This is a genomic window from Streptomyces sp. NPDC008313, from assembly GCF_042956125.1.
GTDB lineage: Bacteria > Actinomycetota > Actinomycetes > Streptomycetales > Streptomycetaceae > Streptomyces.
In genome coordinates, this window is record NZ_JBIBFR010000026.1 from 1 (window position 1) to 23,374 (window position 23,374).

Genomic DNA, 23,374 nt, shown 5'->3' on the forward strand with positions numbered 1-23,374 from the left:
ACACCTCCACCAACGGCACGGGAGCCTTGTGCGTTGCGGTCCTCACCTCGACCTGACCGGCGTCACCCGATCAGTGGTCCCGTTGAAAACGCTCAATGCGATATCCAGCCACGGCCGTCTGGCTGTGGCTCCTGTCCTCGCCCCCGGGGTACGGGCGGGCCTGGGCAACATCAGGGACGCGGGCAAGGGATTCACCAAGACCGAGCCGTCGCCCGACACCAGCTTGTCCCAGGGCCCCACTGGTGAGGCGGCAGCACCTCTGACCATCAAGAGCACCGCAACCACTACTGGCGAGAGCCTTGCCCAGACAGTGCTGGACACGACCAGCGCCTCGGGCAAGGAGTCCTTCTCGCCCGCACTGCGCGCCCCGGAACAGCGGAAGTCAAACACGATTCAGAAGACGGCGGCTGCTGATGACGAGCGGGCGCACAACCCGGTCGACACTGACCGCTGGTGCTCCGTCCCCCGCAACGATGTCAAAGCACTCGCCCTGCAACCGACGCCCAACCAGGTGGAGTGGGCCGTCGACATGGCAGTCCGCGGCAAGCTGGAGGCCACGTGGATCAAGCAAGGTGGATGGCGCTCTCAGGCCGGGCTGGGCACCGTTGACCCGCAAGGCCTGCTGTTCCAGCCTCCCAATCTCACAGGCGGAGGACAGATTCCTGCACAGGTGCTGCTCGGGGTGCTCGCACAGGAGTCGAACCTGTGGCAGGCCGAATCAGGCGTCATCCCTGGTCAGATGGGTAACCCGCTGGCCGCCGTCGCCGGGTTCTACGGACACGACGGGGAAACGTCCGACGCGTACTGGACGATCCACTGGAACAAGTCTGACTGCGGCTACGGTGTAGGTCAGGTCACCGACGGCATGCGCCTTGCGGGCTATGAGAAGCCCGGCGAGGAGTCCCTCTCCCCGGCTCAGCAGAAGGCCGTGGCCCTGGACTACACGGTCAACATCGCCGCCTCCATGTACATCCTCGCGGACAAGTGGAACGAGGTGCACACCGCCGGCCAGACCATCACCGTCAACAACGACGACCCGTCCAAGCCGGAGAACTGGTTCGCCGCACTGTGGAACTACAACCTCGGTTTCAATCCGAACAAGGGCGACGGCAAGCCCTGGGGCTTGGGCTGGTACAACAACCCCGCCAACCCGTTCTACCCGCCCTCGCGCCACCCGTTCATGACCGACCCCCACGACGCCGCCAAACCCCAGGACTGGCCGTATGAGGAAAAGGTGATGGGCTGGGCCGCCTGGTCCATGGACACCGGCTACTCCTACGGCACCGACGGACGCCAGGACTGGCCGGGCGAATCCGGGTACGCCACCGTCGGCTTCCGCCCCGCCTGGTGGGTCAATGAGCTGCAACGCGACCTGATCAAACCGCCACTGCACGCCTTCTGCAACTCGGCCAACAACTGCAACTCCACCAGCCCGCCGGACTGCCCCGACGCAGCCTGCTACGAGCAGTACTGGTGGAACGGGTCGAACGTGACCTGGAAGGACGACTGCGCCTCCGACTGCGGCCACGAAAACATCAAATACGTCACGCTCCGAGAGGAACCAGGCCGCGGATACCGGCTGGAGTACGGCGCCCCGAAATGCGACGCCGCACCCGCCGGCGCCTACATCGTCGAATCCGTTCCCGACAACATCAACACGTACAGCAGCTGCGGATCGTCCGGCACTGACGCCGGACACTTCAACTTCACGTTCTACCCCAACCCTGCCGCGACGGGCCCCGGGCTGGGCCCGTACCAGGCCAAGGGAGACCTGCACCAGGTCGGTGGCGGACACGGAGGCCACTTCTGGTACGCCCACACCCGAGACACAGCACACCTTGGCGGGGACTCCGGCCTGATGACGGTGAAGGGCACCTGGACCCTCGACAAGAACATTGAATGGGCCCGAGTACTGGTCCACCTGCCGGACACCGGAGCCCACACCCGACAGGCGGCCTACGTAATCGGCGGTGCGGATACCACAAGCAAGGTCAGGATCGTCGAACAGCGCGCCGACCGCTGGGTCAGTCTCGGAGCTTTCCGCTTCACCGGAACACCGACGGTCACGCTCACCAACGCCACCGCCGACGGCATCGCCGACGAGGACGTCGCGTGGGACACAGTCGCCTTCCAAGGCCTCCCCGGCAAGCCGAACCACATGGTCGTCGGCATGGGCGACTCCTACTCCTCCGGTGAAGGGGCCTCCGATCCGGGCGGGGACGATTACTACCCGGAATCCGACTATTACAACAAGGTGTCGGGGGACAAAACGAAGGACTCCTGCCACCGCTCCAAGTACGCCTGGTCACGCCGCGCCGTCCTGCCGGGCGAGCAGCTCTCCGTCGGAGAACTGGCTGACTCGTGGAGTGCCAGGATGGACTTCCAGTTCACCGCCTGCTCCGGCGCCCGCCACTACAACATGCTCAGCATCACACCAGGTGCCGGAGAACTGCCGCAGATCCAGCAGGGTTACCTCGACCAGCACACCACCCTGGTCGCGCTGTCAATCGGCGGTAACGACATGGCATTCGCTGACATCATCAAAAAATGCATCACCAGCATCTCCGATGTGTGTCAGAACGGGACGATCAAGGCACGTAATCCCGATACCGGGCAGTCGTACGACAACGACACGCCAGCGTTGAAGGACTGGTTGCCGGCATGGGCGCACAACGTCATCCGGCCCCGTCTGGTGAAGACCCTCAGGGCGCTGCACGACCAGGCGCCCAACGCGAAGATCGTGCTCATGGGATACCCGAGGCTGCTGGAGAACAGCGGCTCGTGCGTTGTTGGTATCGGTACGGAGGAAGCGCCGTGGCTCAACGAGATGGGCGACGTCGTCGCCGAGGAGATGAAGGGAGCCGTCAGTGACACCGGCTCCTACGCGGTCTTCGCGGACCCGCGCGCTGCATTCGCGGGCCAGGCGATCTGCGGGGACCCGGAGACGATCCACGGCATCGTCGTCACCGGGCACTCCAGGGCTGACAGCAAGCCCACGTCAATGAAGTCGTTCCACCCCAAGATCGCTGGAACGGCTCACTACGCGGCGGCGTTCCAGGACGCCCTCGCACCGTAGAAAGTCGTTGACGGGTTCCAAGGTTCCACGTTGAGGCGGAGCCTTGGAGCCCGGTACTCAGGTGAGTTGAGTAGCTGCACGGATGACAGCGAGCAGTCAGCGACGAGATGATCGTGATCATGACATATTTGGTACGAGCCGCAAAGATCGCGTCCATGACTGCTGCGGCTACGCTCGTCGCCTGGTGGCTGTTGCGCGGTATGTACGTGCTCATCGACAACACCACTGAGACTGACAGCGCGGAGAACCCACTCGCGGGAGTCCCTTACTACCTGGCAGCCAATGCGACAGGGGCCATCGCCCAGCCCTTCGTCCTGTGGGGCGGAGCGAGACTGCTCGGCGTACGCGGCAACCACCTGATGATCATCATCAGCACCTTTGTGTGGGCCACGATGACCACGGGACACCTCGTGGATTCAACCCCCGGATTTGGGGAGGCCGTCATGTGGGTGACTCTGCAATCCGTCGCCGCGGCCGGTGCCTCGCTTCTGCAAGAAAGACTCATGCCGACCAGCACTCAGCCGAAGGAGCGGTCCTGACCTCAAGCCCGCTGAGACTACTCGCACTCCGCGCTGCAGCAGGGCCCTTCCTTGCCGCATTCAATGTCGTGGCCCGCGCATGGACGCTTTTTGGCTCGACCAGCCGCCACAAGGCCATCCGACTCGAGGAGAGCAGTGCGTCCCGTCACGCTCTGCTAAGCGCTGAGACCCGGTTGAGGTCCATCGCCCACGCCTATGCAGAAAGCACGCCACTGACATTGCGGTGCCTGGCGGTAGAGCAGCAATGCGCCCGCGGCATAGCCGGCTGGGACCTGTTCAGACCGATGAGACCTGACTACCGCGTCTCGTGCTGGATCCGTCTGACTGCCTACTACAGCTCACCGCTGCAGCCGGACGAAACCATTGCCATGATCCTCGCTGCCGGAGAGCAGCCATTGTCCAGCATCCCCTTCACCCGCGGCTCCATCGATGAAGATGAACGCGAAATGTCTCACGCCGGGCACACGCTGACCTGGGACCAACCAGGCTCCCCAATTCCGGAGCCAGGACAACCATTCAGCGAGATCAAGCCCGTCAGCGAGTCGTCCCCAGCAAGCGTAGGTGATATCCGTCGAAGTTTCGGGACTGTATACGCTCTGACCTTGCCGCAGGAGGACTACTATCAGGTATCGCGGTGAGTGCTCCGGACGCGCTCCAGCGCGCGTGGCCCCTCGCCGCCCGCTTCACAGGTCCCTGCGCGAGCACAGCGACTGCCATCTGGGTCACAAATGTCCGTGCCAGTTTCCGCCATGTAGCCACCGTGAGCCCTCCAACCTTCACACACGCACCACATGCTTCGAACCGCCAACCCCCTGGTAGGAAGTGGAGATGTGCGCCATGAGAGCTTCTGGCTCTTACGGCCCGTTCAAGCCACCTTTCCAGCTGAACGGCTCTTCTATCTTGATCCCTGGTTCTGTTCTATGCCTATCCTGACCTCCGTACAGGCAGCCCTACCAAGCTGCCCAGACCGGCATCTATGCAGTGGGGGCGGTCGTCGGGGAATATCGACATGTATTTCGGCCGTGCACTCATGCAGGCGGATCCGATGCTTGCGCGCGGCCGCCCACTTTGCGGTGCATGCGCGATTCGGTTCCATCACGGCGTGTGCGGCGGAGGTCGCTATGGACACTCTCAGGATAAACGCATATCCCGCCGTCGACGCCAAACACAAAGGAAGTCTAATCAGCCGAGGCGCTCGCCGAATCCATGGCGAGGAGTTTGCTCAACTATGGCTCTGGATTCATCGGCTCACTCCTTCAAATCCGTCGCAAGGTTGCGGCCTACCTTGCAGCCAGGAACTCCCAAACAAAGGAAACCAACTCTCATGCGCAGACTGTTACGGATCGTTGCCCCGGCGGCCGCCCTCTTATCGGTTCTTGCCATCACCCCACAAGCCCTGGCCGAAGACCACACCCCCTCAAACACCAGCATGCTCGTCCCCGGAACCAGCGTAAGGTTCTCCGAGAACGGAGCGCGTGACACTCAGACGCGTGCCATTGCGGCGGAAGACCCTGATGCTGTCAGCGCCACCGCAACACTGTGCGGATCTGGGTATGTGCTCGAGTTCGCTGAGCGACTCCCGGACGCCAGCCGACTCGGTACTCTGTTCACCTACACGAGAAGCACGACCAGCGTGGTGGGGTCCTGTGCGGTATTCGACAACAACACCACCACAGCGAAGCACATGAAGCTGAAGCTGTGCCCGAACAGGACTGGTGTGGCTTGCAAGGTGGACGAGGGCACATTTTCGCAGTACGCGGGGCCGGTCAAGGGCGAGGGTAACCATGACTCCGGCTGGGGCGACTGTGCCCAGGTGACAGCGGTCATGTGGTCAGGCAGCGTCGCGATTATCGACCGAGTCAGGTTCGTAGCACCGTGCGACTGAACATATCTGAAATTCTGCGTACGAGCGTGCCATCTGTCATGGCCTTCACCCTGTCGAGCGCTTTCCTGCTGACGGGGTGCGGATCCGATCACGCCGACGCGCAACAGCGCGGCACCGATCAAAGCGAGATCCAGCCGATCGAAACCGGCAGTCCAGCCAGCCCGTCTGCAGCAACTCCCGATCCTCCTGCCTCATCCGGGACGTCGGGGGAGAGAGAAGCGCAGGCAGCTGCAGCCGAGGCCGAGCGAGAACGGCGTGAGGCGGCACCGCCAGGCGAGGTGATCACACCTTCGCGTGTCGCAGGAGCATCCGAAGAAGACTTCGGAGCTTCTGTAGCACGCAAAGGCGACCTGACGGTGTACACGCCGACAGCTCACGGAGACACGCTGACCATCCCGGTCAAGGTCACCAACAGTGGTAGCCGGCGTGCCTTCTACCGCTTCACTATCCGGATCACGGGGCCCAACGGTTTCGACCGTACAGCGGGCGCATCAATGGAAGTCGTCGGTCTGTATCCCGGAACTTCCTGGCCAACGGAACTGACAGTGCAGGACGCCAACCACACACCGCCCAAGCATCTCCACATCACAGTCGAGAAGCTTGAGCGCACGGAACACGTCCGTTGACCTGACCACCTCGGTGGCAGCTGCTGAGCACGTGGGCGCGTTACCGTCGTGCCCGGGACCGCGGATGGCCGGGGGTTCCGGGCACGACGCATGATGCTCAGCCACGTGTTGAACGCCCCCACCGCGAAGAGCGCGGCCGACCATCCCGCGAGGACCGGGAAGTCTCCCGGCTCCAGCCCCTCGTCGATCGCCTTCGCCATCATGCGCGGCGTCGTGGCCAGCAGCACCATCCGCACGCTGGCGAGCACCGCCCCGGCGGCGAGCCGACCCAGCTGACATCGCACCAGCCACCACAGATACCGCCAGCCGCCACGGCTGTCGGGCGTGCCGGGATCCTCGTACGCGTCGATCACTTGTTGGCCCCCTGCGTAGAGGACTTGGTGAACTCGCCACCAGTTTGTGCGTTCCTGTGGAATCTTGATGGGTAGCTCCTGAACGGCGTAATCGAATGTGCCACGTATCGCGATATGTCATGTATCGAACAACTCGGAGGTGATGTGTGTGCACTGCATACGCAGATGGGGGCCGGCAGCGGTCGCACTGACGCTGCTGGCCGGAGCGTTCCAAGGAATTCAGGCATCCCCGGCAGCCGCGGTCGGCTGCTTCCGAGCCACCTGTTCAGGCAAGGACCCCATCGAAATGGGGTGTGACGACGACGCCGAGCTTCTTCAGCAGGTCACCGAGCCGGACGGGTCGGTCGTGATACGGCTGATGTGGTCGTACATGTGCCAGGGGGTGTGGGCGAAGGTCTCACGCGATCTCGACACGTCGCCCGACTATGTGTACGGGACGCTGTGGACGACACGTGATCCCGAAGGCGGCGTCCAGCAAGCCGACACGACGGGCCTTCTCGCCGACGGCGTGGCAGGCGACTACACCAAGATGCGGAACTGGAAGAAGACGTCGGCGAAGGCGTGCTGGAACGATGTCGACGCGCAGTACGACCCCATGCCGCTGAGGTACATCGTGAACAACAACGACGCGAGCATGCCGGCCGTGCACGGCTCGTGCACCGACTGGCTGTAGGGGGAGAAAATGCGCAGAAGACGTCTCCGGAGATTCTTCTCCGCGAATCCGCTGTTAGCCCTGAGCGTGCTGGCGGCCTCCGCCGCGCTACTCCCGCCGGCTTCCCCGGACACTCCGGTGCAGACGGCCGCCGCTGACGGCACGGCACCCCGCATGTTCTCCGCACCCGGCAAGGAGCTCGGATCGGGCTACGCCTCGTCATCGGACGCGATCGTCCAGGCCACCGGCGACGCCGAGGGACTGCACATCCTCGCGGCGAAGGAGAGCGACGGGTTCTCCTTCTACGAGATCGCCCGCCTTAACCGTACGGACCTGTCCGAGGTCGGCCCCTGGACGGGCTACGTCTGTACCACCGGATCAGGGAGCTACGCGGCTGCGGTCTACGCCCCGTCGGTCTGGTCCAACCAACCCGGCGCGTACGACAACGGTGCCTTCGCCGCGGTGATCCGGCTCTCCGATGGCAAGGTCACCGAGGTTCCCGACCGGGTGCAGCTGGCCTACTTCACACCGGGCTGCGGAACGGGCGACGAGGTAGCGTTCACCTCCAGCTCGGCCACCGACAGGTCTGTCGGCGACACGACCGTGATCTCGGTCGACGCGGCCACCGGATCGGTGACCTCCCGCCGCACGGTCGACGGCTACCTGACGCACGTCACGCCCACCGAGAAGGGCACCGTCGGTGTGCTCGGCGGCAACCTCGTCGACCTGAAGGGCGACGGCAAGAAGCTGTCCGCCCGCAAGCTCGCCGCGGTACCGGGCCCGATGTTCGCGCTGACCGCCTCGAAGAACGGCACCGTCGACATCGGCACGGTCGACGGCGAGAACAGCGTCATCTCCCGCTACGACGGCGATGACTTCACCGAACTGGGCCGCGCCCCGAAGGGGGACGTCAAACTCCTCCCGGTGGCCGGCGGCGACGCGGTCGTCGGCGACGTGGAGGACATCGACACCAGCAAGGCGCCGGGGCTCGCCAAGCACCCGGTGGACGGCCGTGTCGTAGGCATCTCCCGCCAGGGCCACCTGGTGACCAACTCGGTGTTCTCCGAGCAGATGAAGGGCATCGCCACCAACATCGGCTCGCCCTCGGAGGAGGGTGTCGGATCCCTGACCGTGAAGGCTACGGCGGTCAAGACCGGCGTGAAGGCCGGCACCCGCGTGGACGCCGACCGCGAGCGGCCGCAGACGGACTCACCGCTGTCGCTGGACCCGGCCGCGTTCGCCGCGGCCCAAGGCGATGACGACGACCCGCTCACCTGCGGCGAAGGCGGCCCGGAATCACAGTGCCTGTCCGGATCCGGCGCGCAGGTCGCCGGCAAGATCGCGGACATGGAGAGCCCCTGCATCGTCAAGCGCAACGACCCCAAGCGCCAGGCGCTCCAGGCCAGTGCGAACCAGGTGGAGTGGGCGGTCGACCAGGCCGTGCACGGGGGCCTGACGGTGTCCCGCGGGGCGGACTGGCACGACACGGGCCTCGCCGCCTACACCCCGCAGGGCTTGTTTCCCAAGCCGTCACTGACCGGCGGAGGTGAGATTCCCGCACAGGTCATGCTCGGTATCCTCGCCCAGGAGTCCAACTTCAAGCAGGCGTCCTGGCACTCCGTGAACGGCGACTCCGGCAACGTCACCAAGTCCGACTGGTACGGCAACCTCAACGGCATCCACGACTACCCCAGGCGGGGCTCCGCCGACTGCGGCTACGGCATCGCCCAGGTGACGACCGGCATGTCCGAACTCCACGGCGAGCAGCTCGACACCCTGCACGCCGGTGCCGTCACCACCGACTATGCGGCGAACATCGCCGCCGGGCTGAGCATCCTGGCCGAGAAGTGGAACCAGCTCAAGGCCTTGGGCATGCATGCCAACAACGGCAGCGCGGACTACATCGAGAACTGGTACATGGCGCTGTGGGGCTACAACTCCGGTGTTTACACCTCCGGTTCGGTGGGCCTGGGCTACTTCAACAACCCGATCAAGCCGAACTACCCGGCCGACCGGGAGCCGTTCCTGCGCAACAGCTACGACGACGCCTCGCACCCCGGTGACTGGACCTACCAGGAGAAGATCCTTGGCTGGGCGGAAGTACCGCAGATGACCTGGGACGGCGTGGCCTCCTACGTCAAGCCGACCATGCCGTTCAACGTCATCACGGCCGCCCCGCTCGACGCGTTCTGCGACTCGTCCAACGCGTGCGACCCGGACGCGGCCGACCCCTGCCCGACCTGGGACTCGGCGTGCTACTGGAACGGCAGCGTGAGCTGGATCGGCTCGCAGAGCAGCGCCAACTCCAGTACCGAAGCGCTGAGATACACGCTCGGCTCGTCGGAGCCCGCACTCGAGAGCAAGTACGGTCACGGCCCGTGCATCGACCATCCGAGCGTCTACACGAACGCCATCATCGTCGACGACCTAGGCGAGCACGAAGACACCTATGGATGCGGGGACTTTGAGGGCGCCGACGACGGGAAGTTCACCCTTCAGACCGGTGACAACATCACCATGGAGCGGGACGACTACACCTACCGCGCCACCCCCTACATCGCCCCCATCGACCTGCACCAGCTCGGTGCCGGGTACGACCACCACGTCTACTTCACGCACAGCTACCCGGACACCGACTACTTCCACAAGGTGACCGGCCGCTGGCAGGTCAACCAGTCCGACCTCCCCTCCGGAGACGAGTTCGGCGGCCAGCGGTACAAGGTCTACGTCCATCTGCCCAGCCACGGTGCGGAAGCGATCGTCCGCTACCGCTTCATCCCGGGCGACAACGCGTTCGGCGCGGAGGCCGACTACTGCCGGGTCAATCAGGCGACCCGGAGCAACGGCCAGGAGACCTGGTTCGAGATGGGCACGTTCTCCTTCTGGAAGGGCGGCTATATCGAGGCGGACAACCTCCACGACGCCGGCACCGGAGACGACAACGTGGTGTTCGACGCGATCGCCTTCGTTCCCTTCGCCAGAGCCGATTCCGGCGCGTGCGCCCTGAACGACGGTGGCGCGTGATGCGCGCCGCCACCCGTGTTTCCGCCGTGCTGATGGCTGTCGCCATCGGCGCGGTGGGAGCAGTCTCCTGCGGCGGGAGCGACTCCGGCAACTCAGGTACGGCGGCGTCCGACCGTACGAAGGCTGCGGCGTCGCAGCCTTCGCCGTCCAGGACGCGGACCGCGCCGCGCGCCGCCGATCTGCCGAAACACGCGGTGACCGGCGACAAACGGCCCACCTTCGGTGCGGCGGGCACCATGGCCGCCGGATACACCGGGAAGGAATTCCTTGCTGGTCTCTCGAAGGACTGGAAGCTGAAGCTGGACAAACCCGTCGAGCAGGAAATGCCCGACGGAAAGAAGAGGACGTATGTCAACGGGAGCGGCGGGAAGGGGGTGACGATTTCGGCCGGATATGTCGACAGAGAGAACATGTCGTCTCTTCTGTGCAGAACCAGCACCGACCAATCGGGCGAATTCGACTTTCTCGCCGCCTGTACCGGACTCGACGTGGCGGGAGCCGACCACGACAAGGCGTCTTCGTGGCTGAAGCAGGCGAAGAAGGAGACCGACTCCCTTTACGAGAAGCAGGTAGCCGAGACGGGAAACAAAAAGGAGTACGTCGTCAGCGGGGTCTTCGTCTCGGGGCCGGTGACGATGATTCTGCACCGAGCGTATGACAAGTACTCCCTGAGGATCCTCGGGGGCGCGGTGGCCTAGGGCGAGCAGAGGAGGTCTTCGACCTTCTCCTTGTAGTCCTGGGCTTCGCCCGCCTCGTAGCCGGCTTCCTTGAGGCTCTTCATGAGTGAGGCAGTGTCCCCGCACAGGGTGGGGCGCTGCCGCTCAAGGTAGGACTTGACGCCTTCGGCGGACAGTTCTTCCCATGCCCGTTTGGTCTCGTCGCTCTTCTCGTGCGCGTAGGAATACTCGACCCACTCCTTCTCGTTGTCCGACAAGGCGGACGTGTCAACGGTCGAGTCGCTTCCGCCGCATGCGGAGGCCAGGAGAATGCACGTGAATACGAGACATATGCGCGCCTTCTTCACATTTCCTCTTCTGTGTAGATTCCCGGAGGCGCATTCTATTGTAGGTTCCGCGAGTTCGTTGGCACTGGCTCCTGCAGAAACGTCAGAATCCGGGCTTTGTGCGCAGCGCTGGGGTCGGGCGACGATACGCAGTCTTGGTCTGGAAGCTTAACTCGGTGGATGAAATGTAGCGGTGGGGTCGCGGCCTCAAGTCTGATGGGGCGTCATATCACCCGACATCCACATGACTCCCGAGGAGGGCGTGCGCGCCCACCTGGACCTCCAGGGCGACCGCGTCGACGGCGTGATGCTCCCGATCCACTGGGCCACCCTCAACCTGGCGCCCACCCGTGGGTGGAGCCCGGCGAGGGGACGATCGGCGCGGGGCGGGCGGCCGGCGCACGGATCGCGCTGCCCCTCCCCGGCGAGCCGTTCGAGCCCGGCGCCGAGTCCGTCCCCGCCGAGCCATGGTGGCGCGGTGTGGCACTCACCCCGCCGGGCGGCTGGCCGGCCCTCGAGGCCGACGCCAAGGCGGACGCGGAGGAGATCGCCGAGGTGCCCGGCGAGGTGACCGTCCGGAACTCCGGGGCGGCCGTCGACGGCACCGTGGGTGACGGTCCGGCGCATCCCGCCGAGGGCACCGGGGAGCCGGAGGCGGTCCCCGCCGGGTGATCCGGTGGGGCTGGACCGGTGGACGGCGAGGGCCGGGGAGCGGACCGCTTCCCGGCCCTCGCCGTTCTCCGTGACCGCTTCTGACCAGGTTCGATCGAATCCTTTCGAGTCTGGGCAGTGCCTGCGGCGGGTCAATCGGTCTGCCGTGCGAGGCCTCATACCAGAGCGGGACGTCAGCCGTCGGAGTTTGTCAACTGCCCACCGCACATGTTTCCTTGACGACTACGGTGAGTGGCCGTCGGGCGACGCAGGGCCGTATGGCGAGGCCCGCTCGACCGGCACCGCGACGGCGCACGCCCCGCTCGCGCCGCACCGCGGGAGCCCCCGTGCCCCCGACGCACCAGTACGAGGACGCAGATGTCTCAGCTTCGCGCACCCGCCGCACGCGCAGACCGCCGTGAGGGCGGCCGGCACGGCCGGCCGGTCGCCCGCGCCGTTCCCGCGCTGCCCGACACCCATATACGGCCCCAGCTGCTGCGCCTGGCGGTCCTGCCGCCGGTCGCCGTGGCCCTCAGCGCCTGCGCCGCCGTACTGTTCACCGTCCGCTCCACCGGGGCGCCGAGGACCCCCGCCCTCTGGGCCGTGCTAGCGGGCGCGCTCGCGGTGGCCCTCGGCGGCATCGTGATCGCCGCCGTGGCCGCCGGGCGGACCGCCAAGGTCTTGCGGGGACGGCTGGGCGCGCTGCGCCGCACCAGCGTTCGCGGTGAGAGCGAGCTGCGCGCCCTCGTCGAGGCGCTGGAGCGCGGCGACGCCCCGCCGGCGCGCACGCCGCACCCCCGGCCCGGCGCCGACGCCGACGAGTTCGACCTGCTCGCCGCCGACCTGGCACGCGCTCACGACACCGCGGTCGGTGCCGTCGTGCACGCCGCCGGGCCGGCCGGCCGCTCGGGCAGCGAACAGAAGGTCGAGGTCTTCGTCAACCTGGCCCGCCGCCTGCAGTCGCTCGTGCACCGCGAGATCTCGCTGCTCGACGAGCTGGAGAACGAGATCGAGGACCCCGACCTGCTCAAGGGCCTCTTCCACGTCGACCACCTCGCCACCCGCATCCGGCGGCACGCCGAGAACCTCGCCGTGCTCGGCGGGGCGACCTCGCGCCGCCAGTGGAGCAACCCCGTCTCCATGACCGAGGTCCTGCGCTCCGCGATCGCCGAGGTCGAGCAGTACTCACGGGTCAAGCTGGTTCCGCCGGTCGACGGCACCCTGCGCGGGCACGCCGTCGCCGACGTCATCCACCTGCTGGCCGAACTCGTCGAGAACGCCACGGTGTTCTCCGCCCCCCAGACCCAGGTACTGCTGCGCGCGGGCCTCGTCACGTCCGGGCTCGCCGTCGAGGTCGAGGACCGCGGCCTCGGTATGCCGGTCGGTGAGCAGGACAAGATGAACGCCCTGCTCACCGACCCGCACCAGGTCAACGTCGCCAGCCTGCTCCAGGACGGCCGCATCGGACTGTTCGTGGTCTCCCAGCTCGCCCGGCGCCACGGCATCCACGTACGGCTGCAGAGCAACATCTACGGCGGCGTCCAGGCCGTGCTCGTCCTGCCGCAGGAGCTGCTCGGTACGCCGCCGGACGCCTCCGGGGACGTACCGCAGGCCCTGCCCGCGCCACCGCATCCCTTCGCCGCCGCACCCGCCCCGTACGCCGTGACCGCCGCGCCCGCCGCGCCCGCCGCGCCCGCGGCACCGGCCCTCCCCGAGCCCGTGGCGCCGCGCGCCGTGTCCCCCGCGCCCACGACGCCGCCGGCCCGGCCGTCCGGCCGCACGGCGGCACCCGCCGCACCGGACACAGGTCCCGGCACTCCCGCGTCCCCGGCCGCACCGCTTCCCGTGCGCGGGACGCGGACGCGGCGCGCCAACCCCGCCGAGGCCGTCCCGGGGGTCCGCCCCGAGGACCGCCGGACCGTCGCGGAGAACGCGGCCGCACCGCCCACTCCGCGCGTCGGCGCGGTGCGCGGCACCATGGACAGGCCCCCGCTGCCCCGGCGGCGGGCCCAGGAACACCTCGTGCCCCAGCTGCGTGACGGGCCGCTGCCCCGCCCGGAGCAGGGGCACGTCGCCGGCCACGACCCGGGTCTGATGGCGGCGTTCCAGCGGGGCATCGGGCTCGCCGAGGCCATGGACGCCCACCCCGCCGACGCGGCGCCGTCCCCGGCCGGGTCCGCCGCGCACGACGGGTACCGGCCGGTGCCCGGCACGTACCTCGACGCGGCGCTCGAACCCCGCCCCACCGGCACCGCGCCTCACGCGCCCACCGACACCGCGCCTCACGCGTCCACCGGCACCGCGCCTCACGCGTCCACCGGCACCGCGCCTCACGCGTCCACCGGCACCGCGTCCCGCGCCGTCACCGACGACGCGTCCCACGCGCGTGCCGTGTCGCACGACCTCACGTTCCGGCATGACGGGAGCACACCGGCCGGATGACCACGCCCCGCTCCGCCTCCACCCGCACGCCCACCCGTACGTCCCCCCGAACACCCGACCCCACGGCCCCCACATACCCGCGTACCTCAAGGAGTCGATCCCCCATGGCGAGCGATGCGCCGACCGGCCACGTTTCCGATCTCGACTGGCTGATGAGCGGCCTCGTGCAGCGTGTACCGCACACCACGAGCGCCGTGCTGCTCTCCTGCGACGGGCTGGTGAAGTCGGTTCACGGCCTCGACCACGACAGCGCCGACCACATGGCGGCCCTGGCCTCCGGCCTCTACTCCCTGGGGCGCAGCGCCGGAGCGCGCTTCGGGGACGGCGGCGACGTCCGTCAGGTCGTCGTCGAACTCGACTCGACGCTGCTGTTCGTCTCGACCGCGGGCTCCGGCACCTGCCTCGCCGTGCTCGCCGGCCGGGAGGCCGACGCCGCGGTGCTCGGCTACGAGATGGCGATGCTCGTCAAGAGCGTCCGCCCCTACCTGGTGACCGCACCCCGGCAGGCCGCCGTCGGGCCCTCGGCGATGAGGCCTTGAGGGTGGCCGCGGCCGGCGACGGGCCCTGGCTCGACGACGCGGCCGGCCGGCTGGTGCGCCCCTACACGGTCAGCGGCGGCCGCACCCGGCCGACCGCCGCACTCGACCTCCTGTCGCAGGTGATGGCCACCGGAGCAACCCCACTCGGCTATCTCGGACCCGAGCACACCCAGGCGCTCGACCTGTGCCGGGGGCCCCTGTCGGTCGCGGAGATCGCGGCGCACCTGAGGCTGCCGGCGGCCGTCACGAAGGTGCTGCTGTCCGACCTCGTCGACTGCGGCGCACTCACCACCAAGCCCCCCGCTTTCCACCACAACCCCACTGACCGGTCTCTTCTGGAGGCAGTGCTCGATGGACTACGACGACAGCTCTGACCCGTTCCCCACCGCGCTGAAGATCCTGGTGGCGGGCGGGTTCGGGGCGGGCAAGACCACCTTCGTCGGCGCGGTGAGCGAGATCGCGCCGCTGAGCACCGAGGAGCTGCTCACCACGGTCAGTGCCGCGACCGACAGTCTCGAAGGCATCGAGAACAAGGTCGAGACGACCGTCGCGATGGACTTCGGCCGGATGACACTCGACCCGCGGCACGTGCTCTACCTGTTCGGCACGCCCGGGCAGGAACGCTTCTGGTTCATGTGGGACGAGCTCTCCGAGGGGGCGCTCGGCGCGGTGATCCTCGCCGACACCCGCCGCCTGGAGGACTGCTTCGCCGCCGTCGACTTCTTCGAACAACGCGGGCTCGGCTTCATCGTCGCGGTCAACGAGTTCGACGGCGGTCACCGGTACGACCCCGAGGAGGTGCGCGCGGCCATCGACCTCGACCCGGGGGTCCCCGTCGTGCGCTGCGACGCCCGCATCTCCAGCTCGGGTGTGCAGACCCTGCTCACCCTCGTCCGGCATCTCCTCGCGTACGCGCCGGAGCGCGCCCCGAGCCACGGAGCACACACATGAGCTACGACCCACCGCGTCCGGCGGGCCGTCTGCTGCTGACCCCCGAGGACAAGGACGCCCCCGCCAGGGTGCGGCGGCTGCGCCGGCTCGGCCTCGGCGCACACGCCGATCCGGTGCTGGACGCCTTCGCCGACCGGCTCGCGCAGGTCGCCGCCGCGCCGTACGCGATGGTCAACTTCATCGACGAGCACCGGCAGTTCTTCGCCGGCCTGCACACCCCCGCGGTGAGCGGCGAGGCCCCATCCGCAGCGGGAGCCGCCGCGGACGGCGTGAGCCTCGGGGCGAGCCGGTACCTGACCCGCGACTACGGCTTCTGCCCGCACGTGGTGGTGCGGCGCAAGGCGCTGGTCCTGGAGGACGTCTGCGACTACCCGCGCTTCGCCGGCAATCCGGTCGTCGACGAGATCGGTGTCCGCTCCTACCTCGGCGCCCCGCTCATCGACCACACCGGCATCGCGCTGGGCACGGTCTGCGTCGTCGACGTCGAGCCGCGGCCGTGGGGGAGGGCCGGGCTCGACACCATCAAGGCCATGGCCGCTGAGCTGATCGAGTGGATCACCCGGATCGAGCCCTTCGAGCGGGTCGACGGTACCGGCCCCCTGGAGAGCGGCGGCAACTGAGACGGACCAGGGCCCACCTGGGCCTTGGAAAGCCCCTGGGGCACGGGAGAAGGCCGGTGCGTGAAGGAGAGCTGGGGCCGCGCTTAAGAAAACCTCGATGGACCGGCGGCGCCCCGTACGGCAGATTCTTGTCACGGATGTCACTTCACCCCTCCCCGGTACGGGCCCCTTCGGCGTGCCCTCCTCCGGGGACTCACCCACGGGAGCCCCGGTTTGAAGGCGCTGGTCAAGGACAAGGCGGAGCCCGGACTCCGGCTCACGGAGGTCCCGGAGCCCGGGATCGGCCCCGGTGACGTGCTGATCAGGGTGCTCAGGACCGGGATCTGCGGCACCGACCTGCACATCCGGGCCTGGGACGGCTGGGCGCAGCAGGCCATCACCACGCCGCTCGTGGTCGGCCACGAGTTCGTCGGCGAGGTCGTCGAGACCGGCCGTGACGTCGTCGACGTCACGGTGGGCGACCGGGTCAGCGGTGAGGGCCACCTGGTGTGCGGCAAGTGCCGCAACTGCCTGGCGGGCCGCCGCCACCTCTGCCGCGCGACCGTCGGCCTCGGCGTGGGACGCGACGGGGCGTTCGCCGAGTACGTGGCGCTGCCCGCGACGAACGTGTGGGTCCACCGCACCCCCGTCGATCTCGACGTCGCCGCGATCTTCGACCCGTTCGGCAACGCCGTCCACACCGCTCTGTCGTTCCCGCTGGTCGGCGAGGACGTACTGATCACCGGCGCGGGCCCGATCGGCCTGATGGCCGCCGCCGTCGCCCGGCACGCCGGTGCCCGCAACGTCGTCGTCACCGACGTCAGCGAGGAGCGTCTGGAGCTGGCGCGCAAGATCGGCGCGACTCTCGCCCTGAACGTCTCCGGCGCCACCATCGCCGACGGCCAGCGCGAGCTGGGCCTGCGCGAGGGCTTCGACATCGGCCTGGAGATGTCCGGCCGCCCCGAGGCGATGCGCGACATGCTCGCCAACATGACCCACGGCGGCAGGATCGCGATGCTCGGCCTGCCCGCCGAGGAGTTCGCGGTCGACTGGTCCCGGATCGTCACCTCCATGATCACGATCAAGGGCATCTACGGACGCGAGATGTTCGAGACCTGGTACGCGATGTCGGTCCTCCTGGAGGGCGGCCTCGATCTCGCCCCGGTGATCACCGGGCGATACGGCTACCGCGACCACGAGGCGGCCTTCGAGGACGCCGCGAGCGGCCGCGGCGGCAAGGTCATCCTCGACTGGACCGCCTGACCCCCCCGGGCCCGTCCGGCCCACCGTCCCCCCTCAGTCCCGGCCCCCGGTCCCGGTCCGGCCGCCCCGGCCCCGACCACCCCGGCCGGCCGCCCTCCGGCCACCGCCCACCGCACCCATGGAGCCTTCGCTCATGTTCGAGTCCGTACGCGACGACCTCCGCACCACCCTCGACGAGATCCGCGCCGCCGGCCTGCACAAGCCCGAGCGCGTCATCGGCACCCCGCAGTCCGCGACCGTCAAGGTCACCGCGGGCGGTGCCCCCGGCCCGGTCCTCAACTTCTGCGCCAACAACTACCTCGGTCTCGCCGACCACCCCGAGGTCGTCGAGGCGGCACACGAGGCGCTCGACCGCTGGGGCTACGGCATGGCGTCCGTGCGCTTCATCTGCGGCACGCAGGAGGTCCACAAGGCTCTGGAGCAGCGCCTGTCGGTCTTCCTCGGCCAGGAGGACACGATCCTCTACTCCTCCTGCTTCGACGCCAACGGCGGCGTCTTCGAGACCCTCCTCGGCGAGCAGGACGCCGTGATCTCCGACGCCCTCAACCACGCCTCGATCATCGACGGCATCCGGTTGTCCAAGGCGCGCCGCTTCCGCTACGCCAACCGCGACATGGCCGACCTGGAGGCGCAGCTCAAGGAGGCCTCCGACGCCCGGCGCCGGCTGATCGTCACCGACGGCGTGTTCTCCATGGACGGCTACGTGGCGCCCCTGCGTGAGATCTGCGACCTGGCCGACCGCTACGACGCGATGGTCATGGTCGACGACTCGCACGCCGTCGGCTTCGTCGGCCCCGGCGGCCGCGGCACCCCCGAGCTGCACGGCGTCATGGACCGCGTCGACATCATCACCGGCACGCTCGGCAAGGCGCTCGGCGGCGCCTCCGGCGGGTACGTCGCCGCCCGTGCCGAGATCGTCGCGCTGCTGCGCCAGCGTTCGCGCCCGTACCTCTTCTCGAACACGCTGGCCCCCGTGATCGCGGCGGCCTCCCTCAAGGTGCTGGACCTGCTCGAGTCCGCGGACGACCTGCGGGTGCGGCTCGCCGAGAACACGGCGCTGTTCCGGTCCCGGATGACGGAGGAGGGCTTCGACATCCTCCCCGGCGACCACCCGATCGCCCCCGTCATGATCGGCGACGCGTCCGTCGCCGGATCCATGGCGGAGCTGCTGCTGGAGCGCGGCGTCTACGTGATCGGCTTCTCGTACCCGGTGGTGCCGCAGGGGCAGGCCCGTATCCGCGTGCAGCTGTCCGCCGCGCACTCGACGGACGACGTCAACCGCGCGGTCGACGCCTTCGTCGCGGCGCGCGCGGAACTGCGGGACTGAGGGACGCGGTGGCCGGTCTCCGGCCGGCCACCGCCCCCGCCCGCACCGCCTCCCCGGTCGGCCGGGCGGCGGAACCTGAGAGAATCGGCGGCATGATCGAAGCACGGCGGCTGCACATCCTCCGTGCGGTGGCCGACCACCGCACCGTGACGGCGGCTGCCGCCGCGCTGTACCTCACCCCCTCGGCCGTCTCCCAGCAGTTGGCCGCACTGGAGCAGGAGACCGGCCACCGGCTGGTCGAGCGCGGCGCCCGGGGCGTACGGCTGACGCCCGCCGGGGAGATCCTGCTCGCCCACACCAACGCGGTCCTGGCCCAACTGGAGCGCGCGGAGGCGGAGTTGGCGGCCTACGGGGAGGGCTCGGCGGGCACGGTCAGTGTGGCGTCCTTCGCGACCGGTATCGGCCTGGTGGTGGCGCCCGCGCTCGCCCGCCTGGCCGTCACGGCCCCCGGCATCCGGCTGCGCGTCCAGGACGCCGAGGGCGACGCGAGCCTGCCGATGGTCCTGGACCGGCAGGTGGACGTCGCGGTCGCCGTCGAGTACCGGGGCGCCCCGGACGCCGACGACCCGCGTCTGACCCACGTACCGCTGTACGCGGAGCCCTTCGACGCGGTCGTCCCGGTCACCCACCGTCTGGCCGACGCGGAGGAAGTGCCCCTCAGTGAACTCGCCAAGGACCCGTGGATCGGCCAGTACCCCGGCAACCCCTGCCACGACGTCACCGTCCTGGCCTGCGAGAACGCCGGATTCCAGCCCCGTATCGAGCACTCCTCGGACGACTTCCGCGCGGTCGTCGCGCTGGCGTCGGCGGACGCGGGCGTGGCCCTGGTGCCCCGGTCGGCGCTGCGCGGCACGGACCTCACCGGCGTGGTCGTGCGCCCCGTCGACGGCGTCGCGCCCACCCGCCGGGTGTTCGCCGCCGTACGCCGGGGAGCCGAGGACCACCCGCTGATCCGCCCGGTGCTGACGGCGCTCACGGAAGCCGCGCCCGCCCACTGACCCTGCGCGGCGGCACCCCCGGCCGCGTGCCGTCCCGCCGGACCTCGGTTGTCAGTGCCCCCGGCTACGGTGCGTGCATGCCCGATGCCCACGACGTACGCCGTATCGCCCTCTCCCTGCCGGACACCGCGGAGAAGATCGCCTGGAGCATGCCCACGTTCCGGGTGGCGGGGAAGATGTTCGCCACGCTGCCCGAGGACGAGACGTCCATCGCCGTGCGCTGCCCCAAGGAGGAGCGCGACGAACTGGCACGGGCCGAGCCCGGCAAGTTCTGGATCGCCGGCCACGAGGCGGTCTTCGCCTGGGTCCGGGTCCGGCTCGCGGCGCTGGAGGACGCCGGCGAACTCCGCGACATCCTGGCCGACTCCTGGCGCCAGTCGGCCCCCGCCCGGCTGCTGGAGGCGTATCCGGACCTGGGCCTCCCCGACGCCGGGCGTCCGGGCACCGGCGGGCGACCGGCCGGATAAAGGAGTGCGCGACCACCGGCCCGAGTGCGGTATTGTTTCCGTGCACGTTCGGCCCGCGGAAAGCGCAGGTCAGACGGACACCGGGACGTGGCGCAGCTTGGTAGCGCACTTGACTGGGGGTCAAGGGGTCGCAGGTTCAAATCCTGTCGTCCCGACGGTGCGAAGGGTCTTCGCGGGCGAGAGCCCGCGGGGGCCCTTTCTGCGTCGGCCCCCTTCCTCCTCACGGCTCTCCCTCTCCTCCTCACGCCCCTCGGCCGCCCCGCACGCGCCGATTTCCGCAGGGCCCTTGCCCGCGGGCCTACGGGACGGCCCGCGCAGCGGCGGACGGTGTCGCGCCGGCCGTACGCTCCGCCCCGTCGGGCCACAGCACCTCGACCTCGATGCCCAGGCTGCGGGCGAAGGCGACCAGGTGGGCGGTGGCGTCCCGGCCGTCGGACGGAGAGCCGTCCCACACGGCCAGTACCCGGGCGCAGCCGCGCAGCAGCCGCTCGTCCAGGCGCACGCAGGCGTCCCGGTCGGCCGGGTCGTACTCCTCCCACCGCACCCGTTGCGACAGCAGGAGCAGTTCCCCGGCCGCCCGTGCTCCGCCGGGGCGGGAGAGGGCGGGCAGCCGCCCGCCGTCCGGGAGCACGGTCATCAGGGCCAGGCCGGCCTTGCGCGCCGCCCGTCCGGCGGCGACCGGCAGTCCCTGCCCGACCCGCACCAGCCCGGTGCTCCCTGCCTCGGCGAACCGCGCGAGCCGTGTCCGCAGCTCCTCCTCGATCCGGCCCAGCGTCCATTCGGTGAGGTCCCGATGCCCCACGACCGCGATCACGACCCGTTCTCTCCTTGCTCGTCGGTGTGCCGGACGGGGCACGGACGCGGTGACCACCCGGTGTGCCGGCCGGGGGCCGTCCCCGGCGCCGTCCTCGGCTCCGGGGCCGCCTGGGCCGCATCCCGTCCGCTCACCGCGGCCCGCCGCTGCCGTAGGGGGCGTACAGGTCGAGCAGCCGGGTCCTGGCGCTGCGCAGCCGGTGGGTCACGACTCCGCCGACCCACTCGGCCACCGCCGCGCCGAGGCCGGGATGCGCGCGGCACAGGGTCCGTACCGTCTCGGCGTCGAACTCGTAGGCGCGCACCGGGGTCGTCGCCTCGGCGCCGAGGTGCCACGTGTGCGGTTCGAAGAGCCAGGAGCAGCCGATGAGTTCGTTGTGTCCGAGCGTCTCGATCACCGCGGGCCGGCGGCCGGGCACCCGCATGTCGAGAGTGACCGTGCCGGTGCGGATGACCCAGAACCGGTTCGCCTGCCCGCCCTCGTCGAACAGCCGGGTGCCCTGCGGGAACGCCACCTCGCGGCCCAGGCCCATCAGGCGTTCGCGGTGGTCGACGGGCAGCGTCCGCAGGATGGTGACGGCTGGGGTAGAGCTCATGACCTCGCCTCTTCCTGGAGAGCCCGCTTCCCTGCCGGGTGCGGGACGGCGCGACCTGCCGCTCTCAGACTCCTCCCGCGCCCGGACCGCCACCATGGGCCACTCGGACCTCGCACAGGGCCGACCGGCACCCGGTCGCCGGGTGACCTCCTTTCCGGCGTGGCGGGCGCCGGGGGACCTTCCCAGAGGGCCGGGCGGCGGTCTATAGTCCACACGAACCAAAGAAACTAGCAGTGCTAACTATGGGGCGGTGGCCACGACCGGTGTCCGGGCCGGTCCGGGTCCGGCCACCGCCCGCCGTCGGTCAGGAGTCCCCACGTGCGCCCCGTCCACTTCGCGGCCGCCCGCCGCACCCCCATCGGCCGGCTGCGCGGAGCCCTCTCCTCCGTGCGGCCCGACGACCTGGCCGCGACCGTCGTGCGCGGACTGGTCGCCGACGTCCCCGCGCTCGACCCGGCCAGGATCGACGACGTCTACTGGGGCGCCGCCAACCAGGCCGGAGAGGACAACCGCAACGTCGCCCGGATGGCCGCCCTGCTCGCCGGGCTGCCCGACTCGGTGCCCGGCGCCACGGTCAACCGGCTGTGCGCCTCCGGCATGGAGGCCGTCACGGCGGCGGCCCGCACCGTCGCCGCGGGCGAGGCCGACATCGTGGTCGCCGGCGGCTCCGAGTCGATGAGCCGGGCCCCCTTCGTGCTGCCCCGCCCCGACGAGGCCCTCCCGCACCGCATCGAGACCGTCGACACCCGGCTCGGCTGGCGGCTGGTCAACCCGGCGATGAAGGACCTGCACGGCCTGCTGTCCATGGGGGAGACCGCCGAGGAGGTCGCCGCACGGTACTCCGTCCCGCGCGAACGCCAGGACGAGTTCGCCCTGCGCAGCCACCAGCGCGCCGCCCAGGCCGTCAAGAACGGGTACTTCGCCGACGAACTGCTGCCCGTGACCCGTCCTGACGGCGTCGTCGTCGACACCGACGAGGCGATCCGCCCGGACACCTCGCTCGAGAAGCTGTCCCGCCTCAAGCCCGTCTTCCGCCCGGGCGGCACGGTCACCGCGGGCAACGCCTCGCCGATGAACGACGGCGCGGCGGGGCTCCTGCTGGTGAGCGAGGAGGCCCTCGACGACCTCGGCCTCGAATCCCTCGGCCGGTACGTCGCCGGAGCCTCGGCGGGCGTGCACCCCGACGTCATGGGCATCGGCCCCGTCCCCGCCACGCGCAAGGCGCTCGGACGCGTCGGCTGGAGCATCGACGACCTCCAGGAGGCCGAGTTCAACGAGGCGTTCGCCGCGCAGGCGCTCGCCTGCGTCGACCGGCTCGGCATCGACCCGGAACTCGTCAACCCGACCGGCGGCGCGATCGCGCTGGGCCACCCGCTCGGCTGTTCCGGCGCCCGCATCCTCACCACGCTGCTGCACCGCATGCGCCGCACCGGAGCCGCCCGCGGACTCGCCACCATGTGCGTGGGCGTCGGACAGGGCAGCGCGGTCCTCGTCGAGCGTCAGTGAACTCCTCGCGCACGCGGCCGCCTTGAGTGAACTCCAGGTCAGACGGGGTGGGGCGGCCGCACCA

Annotated in this window: 21 protein-coding genes, 1 tRNA gene and 2 pseudogenes; 20 read left to right on the forward strand and 4 right to left on the reverse strand. The window is 69.3% G+C overall.

The window, feature by feature from the left end; translation table 11 throughout:
- Window positions 1–82: 82 nt before the first annotated feature.
- From ACFY93_RS28430 to ACFY93_RS28450, 5 genes are all read left to right on the forward strand, one after another.
- The gene (locus tag ACFY93_RS28430) at window positions 83–3,076 is read left to right on the forward strand and encodes a hypothetical protein (protein ID WP_391364213.1); all 2,994 of its coding nucleotides are present in this window, start codon (window positions 83–85) and stop codon (window positions 3,074–3,076) included.
- Between the two features lie 107 nt (window positions 3,077–3,183).
- The gene (locus ACFY93_RS28435; RefSeq protein ID WP_391364215.1) at window positions 3,184–3,615 is read left to right on the forward strand and encodes a hypothetical protein; all 432 of its coding nucleotides are present in this window, start codon (window positions 3,184–3,186) and stop codon (window positions 3,613–3,615) included.
- 284 nt (window positions 3,616–3,899) lie between these two features.
- Window positions 3,900–4,253, forward strand: a complete 354-nt coding sequence (locus tag ACFY93_RS28440) for a hypothetical protein (RefSeq protein WP_391364217.1) — start codon at window positions 3,900–3,902, stop codon at window positions 4,251–4,253.
- Between the two features lie 686 nt (window positions 4,254–4,939).
- Entirely contained in the window at window positions 4,940–5,500 is a 561-nt protein-coding gene (locus tag ACFY93_RS28445) for a hypothetical protein (RefSeq protein ID WP_391364219.1), read from the forward strand.
- A 38-nt stretch (window positions 5,501–5,538) separates the two neighbouring features.
- Window positions 5,539–6,126, forward strand: a complete 588-nt coding sequence (locus ACFY93_RS28450) for a hypothetical protein (protein WP_391364415.1) — start codon at window positions 5,539–5,541, stop codon at window positions 6,124–6,126.
- 86 nt (window positions 6,127–6,212) lie between these two features.
- Here ACFY93_RS28450 and ACFY93_RS28455 read toward each other — a convergent pair.
- Window positions 6,213–6,479, reverse strand: a pseudogene (locus tag ACFY93_RS28455) (ABC transporter ATP-binding protein); the annotation flags it as partial.
- Window positions 6,480–6,621: 142 nt separating this feature from the next.
- Here ACFY93_RS28455 and ACFY93_RS28460 point away from each other — a divergent pair.
- The 3 genes from ACFY93_RS28460 to ACFY93_RS28470 all read left to right on the forward strand — a co-directional run bounded on the left by ACFY93_RS28460 (window position 6,622) and on the right by ACFY93_RS28470 (window position 10,853).
- Window positions 6,622–7,152 carry a DUF2690 domain-containing protein gene (locus tag ACFY93_RS28460; RefSeq protein WP_391364221.1) on the forward strand — a complete coding sequence of 177 codons (531 nt, stop codon included), beginning with the start codon at window positions 6,622–6,624 and terminating at the stop codon, window positions 7,150–7,152.
- 153 nt (window positions 7,153–7,305) lie between these two features.
- Window positions 7,306–10,155, forward strand: a complete 2,850-nt coding sequence (locus tag ACFY93_RS28465; protein WP_391364223.1) for a hypothetical protein — start codon at window positions 7,306–7,308, stop codon at window positions 10,153–10,155.
- Window positions 10,155–10,853 carry a hypothetical protein gene (locus ACFY93_RS28470; protein WP_391364225.1) on the forward strand — a complete coding sequence of 233 codons (699 nt, stop codon included), beginning with the start codon at window positions 10,155–10,157 and terminating at the stop codon, window positions 10,851–10,853. The genes ACFY93_RS28465 and ACFY93_RS28470 overlap by 1 nt, the downstream gene beginning before the upstream one ends.
- Here the strand turns inward: ACFY93_RS28470 and ACFY93_RS28475 are convergent.
- The gene (locus ACFY93_RS28475) at window positions 10,850–11,089 is read right to left on the reverse strand and encodes a hypothetical protein (RefSeq protein WP_391364227.1); all 240 of its coding nucleotides are present in this window, start codon (window positions 11,087–11,089) and stop codon (window positions 10,850–10,852) included. The two genes, ACFY93_RS28470 and ACFY93_RS28475, sit on opposite strands and share 4 nt — an antisense overlap.
- A gap of 301 nt (window positions 11,090–11,390) precedes the next feature.
- On the opposite strand from ACFY93_RS28475, the pseudogene ACFY93_RS28480 reads away from it, so the two are divergent.
- The 11 genes and pseudogenes from ACFY93_RS28480 to ACFY93_RS28530 form a co-directional block, all read left to right on the forward strand.
- A pseudogene (locus ACFY93_RS28480) lies at window positions 11,391–11,830 on the forward strand (MBL fold metallo-hydrolase); the annotation flags it as partial.
- Window positions 11,831–12,187: 357 nt separating this feature from the next.
- Complete coding sequence (locus ACFY93_RS28485; protein ID WP_391364229.1) at window positions 12,188–14,251, forward strand: ATP-binding protein; 2,064 nt, start codon at window positions 12,188–12,190, stop codon at window positions 14,249–14,251.
- 104 nt (window positions 14,252–14,355) lie between these two features.
- On the forward strand, window positions 14,356–14,790 hold the full coding sequence (locus ACFY93_RS28490; RefSeq protein ID WP_391364231.1) for a roadblock/LC7 domain-containing protein: 435 nt from the start codon (window positions 14,356–14,358) through the stop codon (window positions 14,788–14,790).
- A gap of 2 nt (window positions 14,791–14,792) precedes the next feature.
- Window positions 14,793–15,164, forward strand: a complete 372-nt coding sequence (locus ACFY93_RS28495; protein ID WP_391364233.1) for a DUF742 domain-containing protein — start codon at window positions 14,793–14,795, stop codon at window positions 15,162–15,164.
- Complete coding sequence (locus tag ACFY93_RS28500) at window positions 15,142–15,741, forward strand: ATP/GTP-binding protein (RefSeq protein WP_391364235.1); 600 nt, start codon at window positions 15,142–15,144, stop codon at window positions 15,739–15,741. Before ACFY93_RS28495 ends, ACFY93_RS28500 begins: the two co-directional genes overlap by 23 nt.
- A complete protein-coding gene (locus tag ACFY93_RS28505; RefSeq protein WP_391364237.1) occupies window positions 15,738–16,361 on the forward strand; it encodes a GAF domain-containing protein in 624 nt (207 codons plus the stop codon). The genes ACFY93_RS28500 and ACFY93_RS28505 overlap by 4 nt, the downstream gene beginning before the upstream one ends.
- Window positions 16,362–16,574: 213 nt before the next feature.
- Window positions 16,575–17,603, forward strand: a complete 1,029-nt coding sequence (gene tdh, locus ACFY93_RS28510; protein ID WP_391364239.1) for an L-threonine 3-dehydrogenase — start codon at window positions 16,575–16,577, stop codon at window positions 17,601–17,603.
- Window positions 17,604–17,736: 133 nt separating this feature from the next.
- Window positions 17,737–18,930 carry a glycine C-acetyltransferase gene (locus tag ACFY93_RS28515; protein WP_391364241.1) on the forward strand — a complete coding sequence of 398 codons (1,194 nt, stop codon included), beginning with the start codon at window positions 17,737–17,739 and terminating at the stop codon, window positions 18,928–18,930.
- A 92-nt stretch (window positions 18,931–19,022) separates the two neighbouring features.
- The gene (locus ACFY93_RS28520) at window positions 19,023–19,928 is read left to right on the forward strand and encodes a LysR substrate-binding domain-containing protein (RefSeq protein ID WP_391364243.1); all 906 of its coding nucleotides are present in this window, start codon (window positions 19,023–19,025) and stop codon (window positions 19,926–19,928) included.
- Window positions 19,929–20,005: 77 nt separating this feature from the next.
- Window positions 20,006–20,395: an MmcQ/YjbR family DNA-binding protein gene (locus ACFY93_RS28525; RefSeq protein ID WP_391364245.1), complete on the forward strand. Its 390-nt coding sequence runs from the start codon at window positions 20,006–20,008 to the stop codon at window positions 20,393–20,395.
- Window positions 20,396–20,476: 81 nt separating this feature from the next.
- Window positions 20,477–20,550 (forward strand) — tRNA-Pro (locus tag ACFY93_RS28530).
- Window positions 20,551–20,693: 143 nt separating this feature from the next.
- Here the strand turns inward: ACFY93_RS28530 and ACFY93_RS28535 are convergent.
- Complete coding sequence (locus ACFY93_RS28535; protein ID WP_391364247.1) at window positions 20,694–21,209, reverse strand: hypothetical protein; 516 nt, start codon at window positions 21,207–21,209, stop codon at window positions 20,694–20,696.
- A gap of 130 nt (window positions 21,210–21,339) precedes the next feature.
- Window positions 21,340–21,804, reverse strand: coding sequence for a cyclic nucleotide-binding domain-containing protein (locus tag ACFY93_RS28540; protein ID WP_391364249.1), 465 nt, complete (start codon window positions 21,802–21,804; stop codon window positions 21,340–21,342).
- 318 nt (window positions 21,805–22,122) lie between these two features.
- Between ACFY93_RS28540 and ACFY93_RS28545 the strand changes: the two genes are divergently transcribed.
- Window positions 22,123–23,310 (forward strand): acetyl-CoA C-acyltransferase, encoded by a 1,188-nt coding sequence (locus tag ACFY93_RS28545; protein WP_391364251.1) that lies wholly within the window; start codon window positions 22,123–22,125, stop codon window positions 23,308–23,310.
- Window positions 23,311–23,374: the final 64 nt, after the last annotated feature.